This window comes from Arthrobacter sp. BG3, assembly GCF_056680185.1.
In genome coordinates this window covers 2,691,234-2,711,207 of sequence record NZ_CM155270.1, presented here as the reverse complement: position 1 = coordinate 2,711,207, position 19,974 = coordinate 2,691,234, and the positions used below count along the sequence as shown (strand labels likewise).

Sequence of the window (19,974 nt, the reverse complement as noted above, 5' to 3'; positions counted from 1 at the left end):
CATGTCCTCCGCTGGTTCCGGCTCCGGGACACCGTCTGCAGGGACACCGTCCACCGGGGAACCGGGCGGGGCGGAACCGGCCGGGGCGGAGTCCGCCACGGCCCGGTGGTACCGGCACTTCGGCACCGCCGACGCGCCGGGCAATTCCGCGTGTTACGCGGAATGGTCAGTGGGCATCGCGGATGATCCGGAGCTGATCCGGCGGATCGACGAATGGCCGTACAACAAACGCCAGCCCCTGCTGCTGCTCGCGGCCGCACGGTTCCTCGGGGCCCGGATCAGCCCCTACCCGGACTTCCGGGCGTTCCTTGACGCAAGCTGGGACGGCGTCACGCGGATCGTGCTCACCCGCGCCACCCAGACCAATGAGGCCGGGCGCTGCGCCGCCCTGCTGCCGTCCCTGGCACGGATCGCCGGCTCCGGCGGGCGACCGCTGGCGCTGCTCGAGGTCGGGGCCTCCGCCGGGCTCGCGCTCTTCCCGGACCGCTACGGCTATGCGTACGACGCCGGCACCGGGGTCACCCGGCTCGCCCCGGCCGGCGCTGCTCCCGGCAGTTACCCGGTGCTGGACTGCGCCGTCACCGGCCCCGCGCCGCTGCCGGCCGAACTTCCCCGGGTGGTGTGGCGTGCGGGGATCGACCTCAACCCCCTCGATGTCCGCAACCCCGACGACGTCGCCTGGCTGGAAGCGCTGGTCTGGCCGGAGCAGGACTTCCGCCGCGAACGGCTGCGCCGGGCGATCGCGATCGCCCGGGCGGATCCGCCGCTCCTGGTGGCCGGGGACCTCAACGACCGGCTCCCGGCCCTGGCCGCCCAGGCTCCGGCCGGCGCCACGCTGGTGGTCTTCCACAGCGCGGTGATGGCCTACCTCGATGCGGAGGCCCGGGAGCGGTTCCGCAGCACCATGTCCCGGCTCGCCATCGAACGCGGCTGCCACTGGCTCTCCAACGAGGGGCACACCGTCATCATCCAGGCGGATGGCTCCAGCGTGGTCCCCGAAATGGACGACTCCCGGCTCCGCGGCCGTTTCCTGCTGCTGCACAACGGGAAGCCCACGGCGATCACCGGCCCGCACGGCCAGAGCCTGGAATGGCTTTAGCCGGCTGCCCTGGGGTGCCGGGCCGGTTCCGCAACCTCCGCTATTCGATCTCTGCTATTTCTGGATGCACTGGCCCGGGGAGACAGCATCGCCGAGACCCGGGGCCCGGGCGGCCACCGGTCCCAGATCCGTCATGGTGATGGCGTAACCGAGCGAGGACTCCCCCGTGGACTTGGCGAAGACCACTCCCGCAACCTGGCCGTCGGTGGTCAGCAGCGGACCGCCCGAATTGCCCGGCTGGACATCCCCGGCGATCCGGTACACGTCCTCCGCCGCGGGGTTGTTGCCGTAGATGTCCGGGACCAGCACCGTCGAGATGTCCTGCACCGTGGCGGGTTTGGACTGGAACGGGCCGCCGTGGGGGTAGCCGGCAAACGCGGCCGGGCTGCCGGCGGCCAGGTCGGAACCCAAGGGCAGCGGCGCGGAGCGGAGACCGTCCACGGCCACGACAGCGAGGTCATGCTGGCTGTCGAAGTACACCACGCGTCCGGGCAGGGCGCCGCCGCCGGGGATCTCCACGACCGGTTCGGACACGCCGGCGACCACGTGGGCGTTTGTGACGACCCGGCCGGGCGACACCACAAAGCCCGTTCCGGTCTGGTTTTGTCCGCACTGGTAGGCGGTGCCGGCGATCTTCAGGACCGAGGCCGCGGCGCTGTTCAGGGCCGGGGTGTCGGTGCTGGCATCCGGGACGGCCACCGGCTGGCCCTGGCCGATCCCCTCGAACAGGGTGGGGATGCCTTCTCCGATCACGGCGGACCGCAGCTGGGCCATCGACGTTTTCAGCGGTACGGGGGTCACGCCGTCGATGAAGCGGATCACCTTGGACTCGGCGAGCGGCTGGGAGACGAAAGGAACGCCGAGGGCACCGATGCTGAAGGCCAGCATCGACATGACCAGGGCGGAGACCACCACGTTGACGCCTCCGCCGGCCAGGCGGTCCATGGACCGGAGCGGCCTGATCCTGACGACGTTGCGGAGCCTGCGGCCGATTGCGGTGCCCAGCCCGTGCCCGAGGACCATCAGCAGCACGGCGGTGGCAATGATGGCCGTGAGGCGCCAGCCGCTGTCCGCCACCAGGCCGCTGACGACCGGGACGGACACAAACGCGGCCACAGCGCCCGCTGCGAACCCGGCGATGCCGCCGGCGGTGACCAGGAAGCCGTTGCGCAGGCCGTGGAACAGGTAGGACAGCAGCGTCAGAATCAACACGAGGTCCAAGATGGTCAAGCCGAACACCGGTGCTCCTTTTAGGCAGGTAAGCCCCAATTCTACCGGCGCCGGCTGACAGTTTCCCGAGCGCGTCCGGCGGCCGGAGGCCCCGCTCCTGCACCCGCCGCCACGACGTTTGGCGCGTTTGACTGCCAAGTACGTCACAGAAGCGCCAAAATTCTGAAACAATGGCTGAAGCGCCCCAGCCGACACAGTTTTAGTCAGGAGATTTCATGGATATCGAGGTATTGCGCCGCGCACCCCTTTTCGCCACGCTCGACGACGAGGCGTTCCGTCTGCTGACGGACGAACTCACCGAGGTGGACCTCTCACGCGGAGCCTCGGTATTCCGGGAAGGTGACCAGGGCGACCAGCTCTACTTCATCGTTTCCGGCAAGGTCAAGCTCGGACGCACGTCCCCGGACGGCCGGGAGTCACTGCTCGCCATCCTCGGCCCGGGCGAGCTCTTCGGCGAAATGGCACTGTTCGATCCGAGCCCGCGCACCGCCACGGCAACAGCCGTTTCGGAGACGCGCCTGGCCGGGCTGAAGAACGAGAGCCTGAACGCCCTGCTGCGCACCCGCCCGGAGGTCTCCGCGCAGCTGCTGCAGGCCCTGGCCCGCCGCCTGCGCCGCACCAACGACTCCCTCTCCGACCTGGTCTTCTCCGACGTTCCGGGCCGGGTGGCCAAGGCGCTGCTGGACCTGGCGGACCGCTTCGGCCGTCCCGCGACCGACGGCGTCCTGGTGGCCCACGAACTGACCCAGGAAGAGCTGGCCCAGCTGGTCGGGGCATCCCGCGAAACTGTCAACAAGGCCCTCGCCGAGTTCGTGCAGCGCGGCTGGCTGCGCCTGGAGGCCCGCGCCGTCGTCATCCTCGACATGCAGCGCCTCCGCCAGCGCTCCCGCTAGACCTGTTTGGCAGCACCAGGAAGGCCGGCCCGTGAAAACGGTGCCGGCCTTCGGTGTTTAAGCTTCCGCATTTAGGCTTCCGCGCTCCCCCGCGGGACATGCCCAGTCCTGGCCGCAACGAGTGGACATAATGCCATCATGTCCACTGGCCCGGGCCAACGCTGGGCATGTCCAGCGTCAGGAAGGGCCTGGACACGAACCAGCGCGGGGCGTGCCCATTCGTGGCCCTCGGGACCACGGGACATGCCCAGTCCTGAAGGCCACAAGTGGACACAATGCCATCATGTCCACTGGCCCGGGCCAACGCTGGGCATGTCCAGTGGGGCGGGGCGGGGCGGGGCGGGCTGCCCGGGGGCTGGGACACCCCGGGCCACCGGGGCGTCAGCGTTCGCGCTGGGGTTCGCCGGCCACGGTCTTGGCCGCCTCGACCTCGAGCATGAGCTGGCCGTCTTCCTCGACCAGCTTCGGCTGGTAGACGTGGGCCTTGCGCTTGTAGCTCAGGTAGGCGATGCAGCCGTTGGCGGCGGCCATCTTCTCGAGCATGATCTCCGAGCCGGGCACCAGGAGCTGGCCGAGGGTGCGCCCGACCGTGTTCTCCTGGCCCACCTCATCGCCGAGGACGGTGGTGTTCCGTCCCTCGACGGCTTTGCGGACGCACACCCAGCGTCCCCAGATCCCCTTGCTGGCCAGCAAGGAGGGCTGCTGGTTCATCGGCACGGTGGCCGCGAAATAGCGGGTGTTGAAGCGGCGGTGCGCGAAGTCCGGGCTGAGCCAGTTGACCAGGGGCTTGAGCAGGTCGGTCCGCACCGAGAGCCCGCGCTTGGCGAGCACCTCGGTGAAGGTCTTCTCCTGGTCCGCCACCGCGACCCGGGCCCGCATCCACTCGGCCTTGGAGGTCGCTTCCACCGTGGTGGACAGGTCGGTTCCGGCCAGGAGGATGCCGGTTTCCTCGAACAGTTCCCGGATGGCGCCGACCACGTGGCGGCGCGCCAGGCCGACGTCGGCGGTGCCCATGCGCTCGGCCCAGTACTGCGGCGGCGGCCCCAGCCAGCCGACGGCGTCGTCGTCGGACGCCTCCAGCGAGCCGCCCGGAAAGGCGAGGATGCCCAGCGGCGAGGAGCCGGGCCGGTATCCCAGCCAGGTCTCCAGGCCGGTGGGCGAGTCCCGCAGGAGCACCACCGAGGAGGCGTAGCGGGGCGCGCGGGGGGTCCGCTCGCCGTGTTCAATCCAGCTGCGGGCCGCCCCCTCAAGATCCGGGGGAAGGGGAAACAGGCGTCGGGCTAACTGAGGCAAAGGAAACTGACCTGCCCTCTAGGCGAATTCGGCGATCAGTTCGACTTCAACCGGGGAATCCAGGGGAAGTACAGCAACGCCGACGGCGGACCGGGCGTGCTGGCCGGCATCGCCGAGAACCTTGCCGAGCAGTTCGGACGCGCCGTTGATGACACCGGGCTGGCCGGTGAAGGACGGATCGGAGGAGACGAAGCCGACAACCTTGACGATCCGGGTGATGCGGTCCAGGTCCCCGATGACGCTCTTCACGGCGGCGAGGGCGTTGACGGCGCAGATCGCGGCGTACTGCCGGGCAGCCTCCGGGGAGACAGTGGCCTCGTCCGAGAAGCCTTCGGTGCCGGAGGACACCTTGCCGGTCGCCTCAAGCCTGCCGTTGACGAACGGCAGCTGGCCCGAGGTGTAGACATGGTTGCCGGAGATCACGGCGGGGACGTAGGCGGCCACCGGGGCGGCAACCTGGGGCAGGCTCAGCCCGAGCTCGGCGAGGCGCTGCTCGACGGCGGACGACGCGCCCGTCCCGGCGGTGCTGTGGGCCGGTGTCCCGGGCGCGGCAGAGGCGCCCGGAGCGGCGGATGTGGGGGTGCTCATGGCTACTGCTTCTCCCGCTTCAGGTAGGCAACCAGGCCGTTTCCATCGGGGCCCGGAACAACCTGGACAAGCTCCCAGCCGTCGTCACCCCACTGGTCCAAAATCTGCTTTGTGGCGTGGATAATGAGCGGAATCGTGGCGTACTCCCATTTGGTCATGACCTAAAGCCTAGTCCTTGCCGGTAAAGTGGAAAACATGGCGACTGGTAAGAACCCTTTATTTGACACGGCCACCACCCTCGGAAAGATCCTTCTTTTCCTGGGCGTGAGCGCCATTTGTGGCGTCCTGGTGGCGGGACTGCTGGTCCCTGCAGCCGCCGTCACGGGCAGCTCGGCCAGCGGATCGATCAAGTTCTTCGAAACGCTGCCGGCCGAACTGAAAGTGGACCCGCCCAGCCAGTCGACGAAGATCCTGGCCGCCGACGGCAGCGTGATCGCGAGCCTGTACGCGGAGAACCGCACCAAGGTATCCCTCGACCAGATGTCGCCGTACATCAAGGACGCGGTCATCGCCATTGAGGACAACCGCTTCTACGAGCACGGCGGCGTGGACACCACCGGGATCATGCGCGCGCTCGTCAGCACCGCCCGCGGCAACAAGCAGGGCGCGTCCACCATCACGCAGCAGTACGTCAACAACGTCATCAACTCCTCCCTCGAGGCCGAGGGCAAGGGCGACCAGGTCCTCCTGAACGGCGTGAACAAGGGCATCGGCGACAAACTTCGGGAAATGAAGCTCTCCATCGCCCTGGAGAAGAAGTTCACCAAAGAGCAGATCCTCGAGGGCTACCTCAACATTGTGTTCTTCAACCGTGACGCCTACGGCATCGAAGCCGCCTCCAAGTTCTTCTTCAGCACCACCGCCAAGGACCTGACCCTGCCGCAGGCCGCACTGCTCGCCGGCCTGGTCAACAGCCCGTCCTTCTACGACCCGATCAACAACCCGGAGAACGCCAAGATCCGCCGCGACCTGGTGCTCCAGGCGATGCTGAGCCAGGGCAAGATCAAGCAGGCCGACTACGACGCCGCCGTGGCCACCCCGGTGGAAACAAAGGTCACGCCGGCACGCCAGGGCTGTGCCTACTCGACGACGGCCCCGTACTTCTGCGACTACGTGCTGCACCTGCTGCTCAACAACCCCGCCTACGGCGCCGACGCCGACGCCCGGGCCCGGACGGTATTCCGCGGCGGCCTGACCATCAAGACCACGCTGGACCCGAACGCCCAGGCCGTGGCGCAGACCCAGGTTGACAGCTCTGCCGGGGCGAACCCGGACAAGTGGGGCGCCTCGCTGGTGTCCGTTCAGCCGGGCTCGGGCAAGATCATCTCAATGGCCCAGAACACCCAGTTCCTGGAGGCCGAAGGGAAATTCAACAACGTCATCAACTTCAACGTGGACATGAGGGACGCCCAGGGCAACGACCTCGGCGGCCTGGGCGGATTCCAGCCCGGTTCCACGATGAAGCCGTTCACCTTCGCCGAGTGGCTCAACGAAGGCAAGTCGATGAACACCGTCCTCAACGGCGCCGTGCGCAGGTACCCGCTGAACTACCGGTGGAAGAACACCTGCCCCACCCCGGTGGACGGCGCCTACAACACGGCGGAAAAGGGACTCGGCGCCGCCGACGACCTGCAGAACGCCGAAGATGGTTACTACAAGAACATGACCGTCGTTGACGGCCTGGCGAACTCGATCAACACCATGACGTTCGCCACCGCGGCGCAGGTGGACCTCTGCGGCATCCAGAAGATCGTCGACGCCGTGGGAATCCACGCCGGCCAGACCAACGAGCCCGTCCCCATGACCCGCCTGTCCAACCTGATCGGCGCGACCCAGACCTCGCCGCTGACCATGGCCAGCGCGTTCGCCACCTTCTCGAACGACGGCAAGTACTGCGAACCGATCGCCATTGAGTCCGTGACGGACGCGACGGGCGCCAAGCTGCCTGCCCAGGCCACAAGCTGCCGCGATGCGATCAAACCGGAGGTTGCCCGCGGCGTGACCGCCGCGCTGCAGGAAGTCCTCAACCGCGGTTCCGGCTCCCTGATCCAGCCGAGGATCTCCACCCGGACCAGTTTCCCGATCGCTGCCAAGACCGGTACCAACGACCCCAACAACTCGACCTGGGTGGTCGGCTTCACCAGCGGCCTGGCCACGGCGTCCTGGTTCGGCGACGCCCTGGGCGGCCAGGACCGGCCGGGACGCAACCTGACCCTCAACGGCAAGTTCTACAAGGCCATCGACGGCTACATGATCGCGGGCCCGCAGTTCTCGAACTACATGAGCCAGGTCGCGCCGGCCTACGGCACCAACCCGTTCACGGCCCCGCCGTCGAACCTGGTGAACGGCCCGGCTCCCGCGCCGGTGCCGGTGCCCAAGACCTCAACGCAGCCGACAACGGCGCCGTCCAGCCCGGCAACCACTGATCCGGCGCCGGCGCCGACGGACAAGCCCGGCAACAGCGCCCCCGGCAAGCCCTAACCCATGGCCGCTACCAACGTATTGGCAGGCCGCGTCCGAAGCATCGGGCGCGGCTTCGCCGTAACCGCCGCCGCCGGAGCCCTCACGGGTGCCGCGGCCGCCGGCTACGGGCTGTGGGAGAAGAACCAGTTCGTCCTGCGCGAGGAGACCCTGCCGATTCTCCCGGCAGGCTTCGGCCCGATCCGGGTGCTGCACCTGAGCGACATCCACTTCGTGCCCGGCCAGGACCGGAAGGCCGCCTGGCTGTCCTCGCTGGCGGGGCTGGAACCGGATCTGGTGGTCAACACCGGCGACAACCTCAGCCACGTCAAGGCGGTGGAACCCCTGCTGGAGTCGCTGCGCCCGCTGATGAAGTTCCCCGGCGTCTTCGTCCCCGGCTCGAACGACTACTTCGCCCCGCGGCTGAAGAACCCGGCGTCGTACTTCCTGGGGCCGTCCAAGAAGCCCAGGGACCCCGCCAAACTGGACTGGCCGCGGCTCCGCACCGGCTTCGGCATGGGCGGCTGGGTGGACCTGACCAACCGCTGCCAGTCGCTGATCATCAGGGGCCTGCGCTTTGACTTCTCCGGCGTCGACGATCCGCACCTGGGCCTTGAGCGGTACGCCGGCTGGCCCCGCGGCACCACCGGCCAGGACAGCCGGCCGCACCTCCGGGTCGCCGTCATCCATGCCCCGTACCAGCGCGTCCTGGACCACTTCACCGACGACGCGGCCGACCTGCTGCTCGCCGGGCACACCCACGGCGGGCAGATCTGCGTCCCGGGGTTCGGTGCCCTCGTGGCCAACTGCGACCTGCCGACCTGGCGCGCCAAGGGCCTGCACGACTGGGAAAGCAAGGGACGCACGACGCCGGTGAACGTCTCCGGCGGCATCGGCACCTCACGCTTCGCCCCGGTCCGGATCGCCTGCAAGCCCGAGGCCGTGCTCCTCACGCTCACCCCGCGCCCCTGACCCTCCCGCCCGCCGCTGGACATGCCCTCCCCCGGGCGCCGCGGATGGACATAGTGGCACTATGTTCACCCGCTGAGGTCAAGGCTGGGCATGCCCAGCTGGGCTGCCCGGGCCATGTCCACTCGCTGCGCCCCGAACTGGGCATGTCCCGTACTTGGCACATCCGGGCCCGGGCGAGCGCGTGCAGCCATTGCGGAATGTAATTACTGGGCGAGATCCTGAAGCCGTGGATTTTCACGTGAACCCTGTCAATCAATGGCCTAGGGTAGTTGCTACAGGAAACGACATCCAGTTGCGTTAGATCTTCGCAGGTGAGCTTTAAGAAGCGGGCATGGCCAAGCAGACCTCATTTTTCTCCTCCATCAGCCGTCTCTATCCCCACGTCAGGCCGATCATTCCGCGGCTCGTCATGGGCCTGCTCTGCGCCCTGCTCGCCAGCGTGGTGGCCCTGACCATCCCCCAGGTGCTGCGGGTGCTGATCAACCAGTCCCTCAAACCCGGCGGCAGCGCGGAAGCGGTCTGGATCGCCTCCCTCGTGATCCTGGGCCTGGGCATTGCCGAGGCCGGCCTTGTGGCGCTGCGCCGCCAGTTCGTAATCAACCCCGCCACCAGCGTCGAGACCCGGATGCGGGTATCCCTCTACAACCACCTGCAGGACCTGACCGTCTCCTTCCACGACCGGTGGGGCTCCGGGCAGCTGCTCTCCCGCGCCATGACGGACCTGAACTTCCTGCGCCGCTGGATGGCCTTCGGCGCCATCATGCTAGTGGTGACCGCCCTGACCGTGGTGATCGGCGTCGTGGTGATGTTCTCGATGAGCTGGCAGCTGGCGCTGATCTTCCTCGCCGCCGCCGTCCCGATCATGATCTACGGCTTCCGCTTCCGGACCCGCTTCAGCAAGGTGGCCCGCCGCAGCCAGGACCAGGCCGGCGACCTCGCCACGACGGTCGAGGAATCGGTCCACGGGATCCGTGTGCTCAAGGCATTCGGCCGCAGCCGCGAGGCGCTGGAGAACTTCAACGAACAGGCCGAGGAGCTCCGCCAGACGGAGATCGCCAAGGCCAAGCACCTCGCCACCTTCAGCCTGGTCGTCACCCTCCTGCCAGAGCTCGCCCTCGGGGCCGCCCTCGTCGTCGGCGTCATGCTGGCCTCCACCGGCGAGCTGAGCATCGGGGCCCTCGTCGCCTTCTTCGCCACCGCCGCCGTGATTGCCACGCCGGTGGAGTTCTCCGGGATGCTGCTGGCCATGGCCCTCACCGCCAAATCCGCCGTGGACCGGCACTTCGAGGTGATGGACGCGGTGAACACCATCACCAGCCCGGAGCAGACCCGCCGCCCCGCCGAGCTGAAGGGCGCCCTCAGTTTCCGCAACGCCACGTTCGCCTACGAGGATGCCCCGGAGAAACCGATCCTCAAGGACATCAACCTGGACATCAGCCCCGGCGAGACCATGGCACTGGTGGGCATCACGGGCAGCGGCAAGAGCGCTCTGCTCCAGCTGGTCCCGCGGCTCTACGATGTCACGGACGGTGCCATCACCATCGACGGGGTGGACCTGCGTGAGTTCAGCGTCGAGGAGCTCCGCACGGTCGTCGCGGTCGCGTTCGAGGACACCACGCTGTTCTCCAGCTCGGTCCGCGACAACGTGATGCTCGGAGCCCCGGCCGGGCTGGCCGCCGAGCAACGCGAGCGGGCCCTCGAGGAGGCCCTCGACGTCGCCCAGGCCCACTTCGCCTATTCGCTGCCGGACGGCCTGGACACCCTGATCGGCGAGGAAGGGCTCAGCCTTTCCGGCGGGCAGCGGCAGCGCATCGCCCTGGCCCGTGCCATCGCCGCCCGGCCCAGGGTCCTGGTCCTGGACGATCCGCTCTCCGCCCTGGACGTCCACACCGAGGAACTCGTCGAGTCCCGGCTCCGGGAGGTGCTTGCCGACACCACGACGCTGATCGTGGCCCACCGGCCCTCCACCGTGGCGCTGGCGGACCGGGTGGCGCTGCTGGAGGACGGCCGCATCACCGCCGTCGGCACGCACACCGAACTGCTCGCGGAGAACCGCCACTACCGCTACGTGATCGCCAGCCTCGCGACCGAACCGCGGGACCTCGACTCCGATCTGCTGGACTCCGAACTGTCAGGCCTCAGCGCCGAGGAGATTTCCCGATGAGCAGCGCAACCTTCGGCACCGCGAACGAGGACAACGCGCACCTGTCCAAGAGCGAGAGCAACACCGTCCGGCGCCGCTCCGGGGCCCTGCTCGGTTCGCTCATCCGCCCGGTCCGCCGGCGGTTCTGGCTGACCATTGCCGCCGTCGTGCTGTCCCAGGCGGCGAGGGTCGCCGGGCCCGCGCTGATCGCCTTCGGCATCGACCGGGCCCTGCCGGCCCTGCGCGCCGGCAACAACCTGCCGCTGCTGCTCACCGGCGCCGCCTACCTCGCGGCCGCCGTCGCCACGGCGTGCCTCACCGCCCTGTACGTGACGTCGACGGCCCGGCTGAGCCAGGCGATGCTGCTGGACCTGCGGGTCCGGGTCTTCCGGCACACCCAGCGGCTCAGCCTGGAATTCCACGAAAAGTACACCTCGGGGCGCATCATTGCCCGGCAGACCTCGGACCTGGAGGCGCTGCGGGAACTCCTGGACTCCGGGATCAGCTCGCTGGTCTCGGGGATGCTGTTTATGGTGTTCACGGCCGTGACGGTGTTCGCCCTCGACTGGCGCAGCGGGCTCCTGGTCCTGGCCGCCGGCGTCCCGATGTACTTCCTGGCCCGCTGGTACCAGAAACACTCCCAGATCGCGTTCCGCGAATCCCGCGTGGTCTCAGCACGGCTGATCGTGCACTTCGTCGAAACCATGACCGGGATCCGCGCGGTCAAGGCCTTCCGCAAGGAACGCGAGAACGCCGCCCGCTACGCCGACCTCTCCGAGGACTACCGCAGGGTCACGGTCCGCTCGATCAACCTCAACGGCATCTTCCAGCCCGGCCTGGTGCTGATCGGCAACGTCTGCGTCGCCGTCGTGCTGCTCTCCGGCGGGTTCCGGGTGCTCAGCGGCGATCTCGCCGTCGGTGTGCTGCTGGCCCTGATCCTGTCCACCAAGCGCTTCTTCCAGCCGGTGGACCAGATGGCCATGTTCTACAACTCCTTCCAGAGCGCCCAGGCGGCGCTGGAGAAAGTCTCCGGGCTGCTGGAGGAGGTCCCCACCGTCCGGCCGCCCAGGAACCCGGTGGCCCTGCACGACGCCAAGGGCACCATCGACTTCAAGGGTGTGGAATTCCGGTACGGCGACGGGCCGGTCATCATCCCCACGATGGACCTGCACATTCCCGCCGGCCAGACCGTGGCGCTCGTGGGCCAGACCGGCGCCGGAAAATCGACCTTTGCCAAGCTGATCGCCCGCTTCTACGACGTCTCCGCCGGCTCCCTCACGCTCGACGGCGTGGACCTGCGGGAGCTCGCGACGGCGGACCTGCGCCGGAACGTCGTGATGGTCACCCAGGAGGCCTTCCTGTTCAGCGGCTCGGTGGCGGACAACATCTCCCTGGGCCGGCCCGGTGCCTCCCGGGAGGAGATCGAGGCGGCCGCCAAGGCAGTGGGCGCGCACGAGTTCATCCAGGCGCTCCCCGACGGCTACGACACGGACGTCAACAAGCGCGGCGGCCGCGTCTCCGCCGGGCAGCGCCAGCTGATCAGCTTCGCCCGGGCCTTCCTGGCCCGCCCGGCGGTGCTGATCCTCGACGAGGCCACCTCCTCGCTGGACATCCCGTCCGAGCGGCTCGTGCAGGCCGGCCTCGCCGGGCTGCTGCGGGGGACCGGCGCCGGCACCGGCCGGACCGCCCTCATCATCGCGCACCGCCTGTCCACGGTGGAGACTGCCGACCGGGTCCTTGTGGTCCACGACGGGCGGGTCGTCGAGGATGGCACCCCGGAGCAGCTGATCGGCGGCGGAGGCCGCTTCGCGCAGCTGCACGGGGCCTGGAAGGATTCGCTGGTCTGAGCCGCGAGCGGCCGTGCGGTCGGCGTCGGTTCCTGTTTTCAGGTGCCATGACGGGTTCTGTTGCGGGGCCGCCGGCGGCCCGATTTCGCATCCGGGGCCCTCATCGGATACTCTTGTGAAGTTGCTTTTGAAGTAACGGATCGGGATGTGGCGCAGCTTGGTAGCGCGCGTCGTTCGGGACGACGAGGTCGCAGGTTCAAATCCTGTCATCCCGACCAATCAAGAAGAGGGCCTTCCAGCTGGAGGGTCCTCTTCTTGTTGTGCCCGCCGTGCGTCAGCCGCCCGGCGCCGCCGTCGAAACCCCCATCGCCTGCTCCACAAGCCCTCAAAAGGGCCGTAACTGAGCAGTCACTGAGGGTTCCCGGGCGCAAAACAGCCCCGGGACACGGTTCGGACCAGTCCCGGGGCTGTGAAGAGAGCCTTTTGTTGAGTCCTACATCGGGTCCGGCCAGTTGCCGATATTGGTGGCGAAGGTCATGGGGTCCGGCCAGTTGCCGATGGCCGAGAGGCTTCCCTTGCCCGCGCTCATGGGATCGGGCCAATTGCCGATCGCCTGGGTGCTGTTGCCCATGGGATCAGGCCAGTTACCGATGGCGCTTATAGACAGGACTGCGGGAGCCGCTGCCGAGAGAGCCAGCGCACCTGCCAGGGCGACGGAAGCAGCAATCTTCTTGATCATGAGGGTTCCTCAATACGAGTCGGAAACGCGGGTCGGACACATTACAAAGCCAGCGAGAGCCCTTGTTGACATACATTGTAAAATGGCTTCCACAGAGACTGTCAAGCATTTAGTACAAAGACTGTCCGGAATTAGGAGGTATCCGTGGGGAACGGATTCGGGGAGAAACTCCGAGCGGAACGGCTCGAACGCGGCCTGACGCAAGCGGAACTGGGCCGGGATCTGTACTCGCCCAGCTACATCTCCCTTCTGGAGACCGGGCGCCGTGAACCGACTGCGGATGTGATTGAGGAACTGGCCCGGCGGCTCGAACTCGCCCCCAAAGCGCTGGAAGCGTGGAGCCAGCCGGTGTCGGTCAGCGACGCCGAGTATGTTCTCGCGGGACTCTATGCGCGCCAGGCCTGGGATCTGCGGGACTACCAGCTGGCGGCGTCGCACGCTGCTGCGGCGGCCCAGATCGCCCTCGACGCCAAAAATACGAGCGCCTGGTGGAACATGAGCTATATGCAGGCCGAGTGCCTGATGAAGCAGGGCAAGCTGAAGGAATGCCAGGACCTGGTGCAGCGGCTGCTGGACCACCCGATGGCCTCCGAGTCGGTGGGCCTGGGGGTGCGGGCGCGGCAGATGCTCGCCGCCGTGTGCCACGGACAGGGGCAGCTGGCTGTCGCCGTCGGGCACGCGCAGGAAGCGGTGCGGCTCTGCGCCGAACTGCCCAAGGGATCCACCCTGATCATTGGCGCGCTGCGCGCCCTGATCGGCGCACTGGCCGAAAGCGGCCGGCTCGATGAGGCCTGGGAGTACTGCCAGGAAATGAACGGGCACATGGACGAACACTCCATGACCCAGCTCGCCGGCGAGGTCGCCTGGGTGATCGGCAACGTGGCCTTTATGCGCCACGACTACCAGGAGGGCATCAAGTACCACGAGCGGGCGGCGCAGCTGCTCTCCCCCGCGAACGACATCGACCTCTGGGCGCGGTTCAACAAAGCCTCGGCGGCCGTCCGCCTGTCCTCCGGGATCGTCGAGCCGGAAACGCTGACCTCGATCGAGCGCGCCGAGCTGGCGCTCTCCATTGTCGGCGGCAACAAGACGGACCAGCTCGAGGTCGCCTTCATCCGGGCCCGCTGGCTTTACCTCACCGGGGACATTGTCGCCGCCGTCCAGAAGCTGCGCGAGATCCACGCCGAAAAGGATGCACTCGCCAAGCACGTCGCCGGCGAAGTGGCTCTCCTGCTCGGCAAGGCGCTCAAGGCCGCCGGCGAATCGGACGAAGCCCTCGTCTATCTCGAGGAAGCGCAGAAGGAATTCAGCGCCGCCGGCGCCTCGGACCGGGTCCAGCAGGCGATGGACGCCGTGCTGGAAATCCGGCTCGCGCAGCGCCGCGCCCAGGCCGCCGCCTCGGCCGGAAGCTAGCCGGCCCGCCGCGCGACGGGCCTAGACGAACGTGCGGCCGGTGAGCTTTTCGTAGGCCTCCACATAGCGGCTGCGGGTGCGGGCGACGACGTCGGGCGGCAGCACCGGCGGCGGAGTGTCCGAGGACTTGTCCCAGCCGGATTCGGCCGAGGTCAGCCAGTCCCGGACGTACTGCTTGTCGTAGGAGGGCTGGGCCTTGCCGGGTTCGTACGTGGCGGCATCCCAGAACCGGGAGGAGTCCGGGGTGAGCACCTCGTCGCCGAGCGTGATGACGCCGGTGGCGGCGTCGAAGCCGAACTCCACCTTGGTGTCGGCGAGGATGATGCCGCGGCCGCGGGCGATCCCCTCAGCCTTGATGTAGATCTCCAGGGTGAGCTCGCGCAGCCGGGCGGCGATGTCCGGCCCGACGAGCTCCTCGACGGCGTCGTAGGTGATGTTCTCGTCGTGCTCGCCCACCTCGGCTTTCGCTGAGGGGGTGAAGATGGCCTTCTCGAGCCGGGACCCGTCCACCAGGCCCTCCGGCAGGGGGATGCTGCACACGGTTCCGGACTGCCGGTACTCCAGGAGCCCCGAGCCGGTGAGGTAGCCCCGGGCGATGCATTCGACCGGGAACATGTCCAGCTTCTTGCAGATCATCGCCCGGCCCTCCACCGCGGCGGGCACACCGGCGTCGACCGTGGCCGCCAGCACGTGGTGCTCCACGCCGAGCTGCTCGAACCACCACAGGCTCAGCTGGGTCAGGATGCGGCCCTTGTCCGGGATCTCACTGGCGAGGACGTGGTCGTAGGCGCTGATCCGGTCGCTGGCGACGACGAGGACGCACTCCTGGCCGATGCGCTCCGTGATGGACGCGTCCGCCGGAATATAGAGGTCCCGCACCTTGCCCGAGTAAATGTGCTTCCAGCCGGGCAGATCGAGCGTCTCAGTGTCCAGGCCGCCCTTGGCCACCGGGGCATTGGGCAGCGGGGCGCCATTCAGCGGGGCGCCGGGCACGGAGGAATCGTGGTTGGTCATGCTCAGGCCTTCGCTTTCGTGGCTGCGGCGCCGGGCGTCATGACCTTGATCTCGCCGCGGGCCGCCTTGCCTCCAATGTCGGTGCGGAACTGGCTGCCGTCCAGCTGGACCAGTTCGACGCCGTCGTACGCCCGTTCCCGGGCCTCGACGAGGTCGGTGCCCAGCGCCACCACGGCGAGGACCCGCCCGCCGGCGGACACCACCTTGCCTTCGTCGTCGAGCCTCGTGCCCGCGTGGATCACGTGGACGCCCTCGATCGACTCGACTTTCTTGAGCCCGCGGATCCGGTCACCGGTGCGCGGGGTGTCCGGGTAGTTTTCGGCCGCGACGACCACGGCGACGGCGGTTTCCTTGGACCAGCGCAGCGGCTGGACCTTGTCCAGTTCGCCCTTGGCGGCCGCCATCAGCAGCCCGCCGAGGGGCGTCTTGAGGCGGGCAAGGACGGCCTGGGTTTCCGGGTCGCCGAAGCGGACGTTGAATTCAATCACGCGGGTGCCGCGCGACGTCAGCGCCAGTCCGACAAAGAGCACGCCGACGAACGGGGTCCCCCGGTGCGCCATCTGGTTGACCGTGGGCTGGGCAACCCGGTCGATGACCTCCTGGACGAGCCCCTCGGGGGCCCATTCCAGCGGGGTGTAGGCGCCCATGCCGCCGGTGTTGGGGCCCTCGTCATTGTCGAAGATCCGCTTGAAGTCCTGTGCCGGGGACAGCGCCACGGTGTTGCGGCCGTCGCAGAGGACGAAGACCGAGACCTCCGGGCCGTCCAGGAATTCCTCGATCACGACGGTGCCGCCGGCATCGAAGCAGCTCTGCGCATGCGCGAGGGCCTCGTCGCGGTTGTTGGTGACAACCACGCCCTTGCCCGCGGCGAGTCCGTCGTCCTTGACCACGTATGGGGCGCCGAAGGTATCGAGCGCGTCGGCGGCTTCCTCGGCGTTTGCGGCCACCCGGGCCATGGCGGTGGGGACGCCGGCCTCGGCCATGACTTCCTTGGCGAAGGCCTTGGAGGCTTCGAGCTGGGCTGCGGCCTTGCTGGGGCCGAACACGGGGATGCCGGCGGCGTGGACGGCGTCGGACACTCCTGCGGCCAGCGGCGCCTCCGGGCCGACCACCACGAGGTCAACAGTAAGTTTGGTGGCCAGGGCCGCGACGGCGTCGGGATCGTTCGCGTCGATGGCGTGAGTGGGGACCAATTTGCTGATGCCGGCGTTGCCCGGGGCCGCGTGGACCTCGGATACGTTCGGGTCAGCAAGCAGGGACCGGACAATGGCGTGTTCGCGGCCGCCGGGGCCGATGACTAGTACCTTCACAGTTCCCAAGGGTACTTTGTGGACCCGGCAGGCTCCTAAGCTGTGACCACCACGGGACATGCCCAGTCCTGGCCGCGCCCACCGGACATAGTGCCAGCATGTCCATCCCCGCACCCCAGGGGAGGGCATGTCCTCCTGAACCCGCTTCCCGCCCCACGGGACATGCCCAGTCCTGGCCGCGCCCACCGGACATAGTGCCAGCATGTCCATCCCCGCACCCCAGGGGAGGGCATGTCCCACGGGCGGGCGCCGGGCGGCAATCCGCGGACGGTGCGGCTCCGAAGACCAGATATGGAGAAGCCCAGCACGCAGACGCCCCGCGCGGAAGAACTCAGCATCAGGACACCCGCCCGGACGCCGCAGCCCGGCGAACAGAAACCCGCGAAGCGGCTGTCCGGCCCCACCGCGCTTGCCGCGCTGGCCGGGGTCGCTGCTGCCGCCGTCGTCCTGTCCGTCGCCGAACTGATCGGTGCATTCTTCACGGCGCGGGCGACGCCGGTGATCGCCCTCGGCTCGACCTTCATCGACTTCACCCCGCCGTGGATGAAGGACTTCGCGATCGCCACCTTCGGCACCAATGACAAGCTCGCGCTGTTCGTCGGCATGGGCGTGACCATCCTGCTCCTCGCCTGCGTCCTCGGCATCGTGGCCTACCGCAGGTGGGCCCTCGGCGTTCTGGGTGTGCTGCTGATGGGCGCCGTGATCGTCGGCAGCGTGGTGACCCGGGCCAGCGTGAAGCCGCTGGACGCGATTCCCACGCTGATCGGCACCGCGGCCGGCCTCATTGTGCTCCGCTTCCTGGTCACGAGGCTCTGGCGGATGCGGCAGTGGCCGGACATGGACGCCGCCCTGGCCGCCAAGGATCCGGAACGCCCCGCCACCAGCCGCCGCACCTTCTTCGCCGCGACCGGCGTCACCGCCGCAGCCTCAGCCATCGCCGCGACCGGCGGACGACTGCTCAGCGCCGCCCGCAGCAACGTTGTCCAGGCCCGCGATTCCCTCCAGCTCCCCGCTCCGGCGAAACCGGCCGCGGCGGTACCCGCCGGCGTGCAGTCCAAGGCCCCCGGCGTCACACCCTGGCTGACGCCCAACAACGACTTCTACCGAATTGACACCGCCCTGAGCGTGCCCGAAATCAACGTCCAGGACTGGGAGCTGCGCGTCCACGGCCTGGTGGACCGGGAGGTGCGGCTCAGCTTCCAGGACCTGCTCGACGCGCAGCTGATCGAATCCCACGTCTCGCTGACCTGCGTGTCCAACCCCGTCGCCGGGAACCTGGCCGGAAACGCCAAATGGCTGGGCATGCCCATCCGTGACGTGCTCAAGATGGCCGGAATCAAGGACGGCGCGGACATGGTGCTCTCCACGTCGATCGACGGATTCAGCGCGTCGACTCCGCTCGAGGTCCTCCAGGACGACCGCGACGCCATGCTGGCGATCGGCATGAACGGTGAAGCCCTCCCGCTGGAGCACGGCTACCCGGTGCGCATGGTCGTCCCCGGCCTGTACGGCTTCGTCTCCGCAACCAAATGGGTCGTGGACCTGGAAGTCACCCGATTCGCGGACAGCAAGGCCTACTGGACGCAGCGCGGCTGGTCCGAGCGCGGCCCCATCAAGACCATGGCCCGGGTGGAGGTCCCCAAGTCCTTCGCCAAGGTCCCCGCCGGACGGGTCGCAATCGGCGGCACCGCCTGGGCCCAGACCCGGGGCATCACCAAGGTTGAGGTGCAGATTGACGGCGGGCCCTGGACCGAGGCGGTGCTCTCCACCGAGCTCTCCGTCGTGACCTGGCGGCAGTGGTCTTTCGACTGGGAGGCCACCCCGGGCCCGCACTACATCAAGGCCCGTGCCACCGACGGAACAGGCGAGGTCCAGACGGAAAAGCGGGCGGACCCGGTCCCCGACGGCGCATCCGGCTGGCAGTCGCTGATGGTGACCGTGGAATAACCGGGGTATCCCCGCCGGGCACCATAGACTTGCTGCATGCCCCTGAATTCGCATGCCACCTTCACCGTCGAGTCCGCCGTCGAACTGGCCGTCGTTGAACGCAGCGGCTTTGTGGAGTCCCGGCACATCGGCTCCGCCGTCCTCATCGCCGGGGACGGCACGGTGGTCACCGAACTGGGCGACATCACCACCCCGATCTACGCCCGGTCCACGCTCAAGCCACTGCAGGCCCTCGCCTCCATGCAGGCCGGCGTCCCCCTGCGCGGCGCGCAGGCAGCGATCGCCTGCGGCAGCCACGTCGGCTCGCTGGACCACATGGACGTCGTCGAAGGCATGCTCAAGGCCGCCGGGGTCAAGGAGGATCAGCTGCAGTGCCCGGCTGCCTGGCCCGAGGATGAGACCGCCCGGAACTGGCTGGTCCGCTCCGAACGGGGCAAGTCCAAGCTCGCCTTCAACTGCTCCGGAAAACACGCCGCGTTCCTTTGGGCCTGCACCGAAAACGGCTGGGACACCCACAGCTACCTTGAGCCCAACCACCCGCTGCAGCAGCGCATCCGCTCCGTGATCGAGGAATACTGCGGCGAAAGAATCGCCCACCTCGGCATCGACGGCTGCGGCGCCCCCGTGGCGGCCGTCTCGCTGAGCGGACTCGCCCGGGCCTTCTCCAAACTGGCCAAGGCCCCCGGGGACAAGCATTCCAACGCCCGCGCCGCCACGATCGCCACGTCGATGCTGGACTACCCGTGGGCTGTGCAGGGCAAAGGCGAGTGCAACACGATCGTCATGGACGACCTGGGCATCCTCGCCAAGATCGGCGCCGAGGGCGTGCTGGTGATGGCCACCCCCACGGGGGCCTCCGTCGCCATCAAGATCCTCGACGGCAGCATCCGGGCCACGACCCTTGTCGGGCTGACGCTGCTGGCAGCCGCCGGCGCTGTGGACGTACCGGAAGTGGCCAGTGTCCTGGACAAGGTGGTTGCCCCGGTCCTTGGCGGCGGCCGGCCGGTGGGCAAAATCCGCCTCGGCCACGCCGTCTCAGCACTGCTCGACTGACCGGCACCCGACCGGCCGGGCTGTGACTGCCCG

General features: G+C 68.4%; 16 protein-coding genes and 1 tRNA gene. 10 read left to right on the top strand and 7 right to left on the bottom strand.

Going from position 1 to position 19,974, the window contains the following annotated elements:
• The first annotated feature begins 1 nt into the window (after window position 1).
• Complete coding sequence (locus AC1MFL_RS12125; protein ID WP_479810042.1) at window positions 2–1,099, top strand: DUF2332 domain-containing protein; 1,098 nt, start codon at window positions 2–4, stop codon at window positions 1,097–1,099.
• Between the two features lie 54 nt (window positions 1,100–1,153).
• Here the strand turns inward: AC1MFL_RS12125 and AC1MFL_RS12120 are convergent, their stop codons facing one another.
• On the bottom strand, window positions 1,154–2,338 hold the full coding sequence (locus AC1MFL_RS12120) for a MarP family serine protease (protein ID WP_479810040.1): 1,185 nt from the start codon (window positions 2,336–2,338) through the stop codon (window positions 1,154–1,156).
• Window positions 2,339–2,544: 206 nt separating this feature from the next.
• Here AC1MFL_RS12120 and AC1MFL_RS12115 point away from each other — a divergent pair, with 206 nt between their 5' ends.
• Window positions 2,545–3,222: a Crp/Fnr family transcriptional regulator gene (locus AC1MFL_RS12115; RefSeq protein ID WP_011693220.1), complete on the top strand. Its 678-nt coding sequence runs from the start codon at window positions 2,545–2,547 to the stop codon at window positions 3,220–3,222.
• A 381-nt stretch (window positions 3,223–3,603) separates the two neighbouring features.
• Here AC1MFL_RS12115 and AC1MFL_RS12110 read toward each other — a convergent pair whose 3' ends face one another.
• From AC1MFL_RS12110 to sp36, 3 genes are read right to left on the bottom strand one after another with little or no spacing between them, the layout of a single operon-like run.
• The gene (locus AC1MFL_RS12110; RefSeq protein WP_479810038.1) at window positions 3,604–4,515 is read right to left on the bottom strand and encodes an NUDIX hydrolase; all 912 of its coding nucleotides are present in this window, start codon (window positions 4,513–4,515) and stop codon (window positions 3,604–3,606) included.
• A gap of 18 nt (window positions 4,516–4,533) precedes the next feature.
• A complete protein-coding gene (locus AC1MFL_RS12105) occupies window positions 4,534–5,103 on the bottom strand; it encodes a RidA family protein (RefSeq protein WP_479810036.1) in 570 nt (189 codons plus the stop codon).
• A 2-nt stretch (window positions 5,104–5,105) separates the two neighbouring features.
• The gene (gene sp36 / locus AC1MFL_RS12100) at window positions 5,106–5,261 is read right to left on the bottom strand and encodes a Sp36 family protein (RefSeq protein ID WP_003797879.1); all 156 of its coding nucleotides are present in this window, start codon (window positions 5,259–5,261) and stop codon (window positions 5,106–5,108) included.
• A 37-nt stretch (window positions 5,262–5,298) separates the two neighbouring features.
• On the opposite strand from sp36, the gene AC1MFL_RS12095 reads away from it, so the two are divergent.
• The 5 genes from AC1MFL_RS12095 to AC1MFL_RS12075 all read left to right on the top strand — a co-directional run bounded on the left by AC1MFL_RS12095 (window position 5,299) and on the right by AC1MFL_RS12075 (window position 12,743).
• Window positions 5,299–7,584 carry a transglycosylase domain-containing protein gene (locus tag AC1MFL_RS12095; protein ID WP_479810034.1) on the top strand — a complete coding sequence of 762 codons (2,286 nt, stop codon included), beginning with the start codon at window positions 5,299–5,301 and terminating at the stop codon, window positions 7,582–7,584.
• A 3-nt stretch (window positions 7,585–7,587) separates the two neighbouring features.
• A complete protein-coding gene (locus AC1MFL_RS12090; RefSeq protein ID WP_479810033.1) occupies window positions 7,588–8,535 on the top strand; it encodes a metallophosphoesterase in 948 nt (315 codons plus the stop codon).
• Window positions 8,536–8,866: 331 nt separating this feature from the next.
• Complete coding sequence (locus tag AC1MFL_RS12085; RefSeq protein ID WP_479810031.1) at window positions 8,867–10,699, top strand: ABC transporter ATP-binding protein; 1,833 nt, start codon at window positions 8,867–8,869, stop codon at window positions 10,697–10,699.
• Complete coding sequence (locus AC1MFL_RS12080; protein WP_479810029.1) at window positions 10,696–12,525, top strand: ABC transporter ATP-binding protein; 1,830 nt, start codon at window positions 10,696–10,698, stop codon at window positions 12,523–12,525. Before AC1MFL_RS12085 ends, AC1MFL_RS12080 begins: the two co-directional genes overlap by 4 nt.
• 141 nt (window positions 12,526–12,666) lie before the next feature.
• Window positions 12,667–12,743 (top strand) — tRNA-Pro (locus AC1MFL_RS12075).
• 215 nt (window positions 12,744–12,958) lie between these two features.
• On the opposite strand, the gene AC1MFL_RS12070 is transcribed toward AC1MFL_RS12075, so the two are convergent.
• Window positions 12,959–13,204 (bottom strand): hypothetical protein, encoded by a 246-nt coding sequence (locus tag AC1MFL_RS12070; protein ID WP_479810027.1) that lies wholly within the window; start codon window positions 13,202–13,204, stop codon window positions 12,959–12,961.
• 144 nt (window positions 13,205–13,348) lie between these two features.
• Here AC1MFL_RS12070 and AC1MFL_RS12065 point away from each other — a divergent pair, with 144 nt between their 5' ends.
• Complete coding sequence (locus tag AC1MFL_RS12065) at window positions 13,349–14,617, top strand: helix-turn-helix domain-containing protein (protein ID WP_479810025.1); 1,269 nt, start codon at window positions 13,349–13,351, stop codon at window positions 14,615–14,617.
• A 21-nt stretch (window positions 14,618–14,638) separates the two neighbouring features.
• Here AC1MFL_RS12065 and AC1MFL_RS12060 read toward each other — a convergent pair whose 3' ends face one another.
• On the bottom strand, window positions 14,639–15,631 hold the full coding sequence (locus tag AC1MFL_RS12060; RefSeq protein ID WP_479810023.1) for a phosphoribosylaminoimidazolesuccinocarboxamide synthase: 993 nt from the start codon (window positions 15,629–15,631) through the stop codon (window positions 14,639–14,641).
• Window positions 15,632–15,633: 2 nt separating this feature from the next.
• Entirely contained in the window at window positions 15,634–16,941 is a 1,308-nt protein-coding gene (gene purD, locus AC1MFL_RS12055) for a phosphoribosylamine--glycine ligase (RefSeq protein ID WP_479810021.1), read from the bottom strand.
• Between the two features lie 291 nt (window positions 16,942–17,232).
• Here purD and AC1MFL_RS12050 point away from each other — a divergent pair, with 291 nt between their 5' ends.
• Both AC1MFL_RS12050 and AC1MFL_RS12045 read left to right on the top strand, forming a co-directional pair.
• The gene (locus AC1MFL_RS12050; protein ID WP_479810019.1) at window positions 17,233–18,888 is read left to right on the top strand and encodes a molybdopterin-dependent oxidoreductase; all 1,656 of its coding nucleotides are present in this window, start codon (window positions 17,233–17,235) and stop codon (window positions 18,886–18,888) included.
• A 36-nt stretch (window positions 18,889–18,924) separates the two neighbouring features.
• A complete protein-coding gene (locus AC1MFL_RS12045; RefSeq protein ID WP_479810018.1) occupies window positions 18,925–19,941 on the top strand; it encodes an asparaginase in 1,017 nt (338 codons plus the stop codon).
• The last annotated feature ends 33 nt before the right edge of the window (window positions 19,942–19,974 follow it).

Coding starts and splice junctions, on each gene's coding strand:
- AC1MFL_RS12115 (WP_011693220.1), top strand. CDS start 2,545: ATGGATATCGAGGTATTGCGCCGCGCACCCCTTTTCGCCACGCTCGAC.
- AC1MFL_RS12090 (WP_479810033.1), top strand. CDS start 7,588: ATGGCCGCTACCAACGTATTGGCAGGCCGCGTCCGAAGCATCGGGCGC.
- sp36 (WP_003797879.1), bottom strand. CDS start 5,261: ATGACCAAATGGGAGTACGCCACGATTCCGCTCATTATCCACGCCACA.
- AC1MFL_RS12045 (WP_479810018.1), top strand. CDS start 18,925: ATGCCCCTGAATTCGCATGCCACCTTCACCGTCGAGTCCGCCGTCGAA.
- AC1MFL_RS12105 (WP_479810036.1), bottom strand. CDS start 5,103: ATGAGCACCCCCACATCCGCCGCTCCGGGCGCCTCTGCCGCGCCCGGG.
- AC1MFL_RS12085 (WP_479810031.1), top strand. CDS start 8,867: ATGGCCAAGCAGACCTCATTTTTCTCCTCCATCAGCCGTCTCTATCCC.
- AC1MFL_RS12125 (WP_479810042.1), top strand. CDS start 2: ATGTCCTCCGCTGGTTCCGGCTCCGGGACACCGTCTGCAGGGACACCG.
- AC1MFL_RS12060 (WP_479810023.1), bottom strand. CDS start 15,631: ATGACCAACCACGATTCCTCCGTGCCCGGCGCCCCGCTGAATGGCGCC.
- AC1MFL_RS12070 (WP_479810027.1), bottom strand. CDS start 13,204: ATGATCAAGAAGATTGCTGCTTCCGTCGCCCTGGCAGGTGCGCTGGCT.
- AC1MFL_RS12050 (WP_479810019.1), top strand. CDS start 17,233: ATGGAGAAGCCCAGCACGCAGACGCCCCGCGCGGAAGAACTCAGCATC.
- AC1MFL_RS12080 (WP_479810029.1), top strand. CDS start 10,696: ATGAGCAGCGCAACCTTCGGCACCGCGAACGAGGACAACGCGCACCTG.
- AC1MFL_RS12095 (WP_479810034.1), top strand. CDS start 5,299: ATGGCGACTGGTAAGAACCCTTTATTTGACACGGCCACCACCCTCGGA.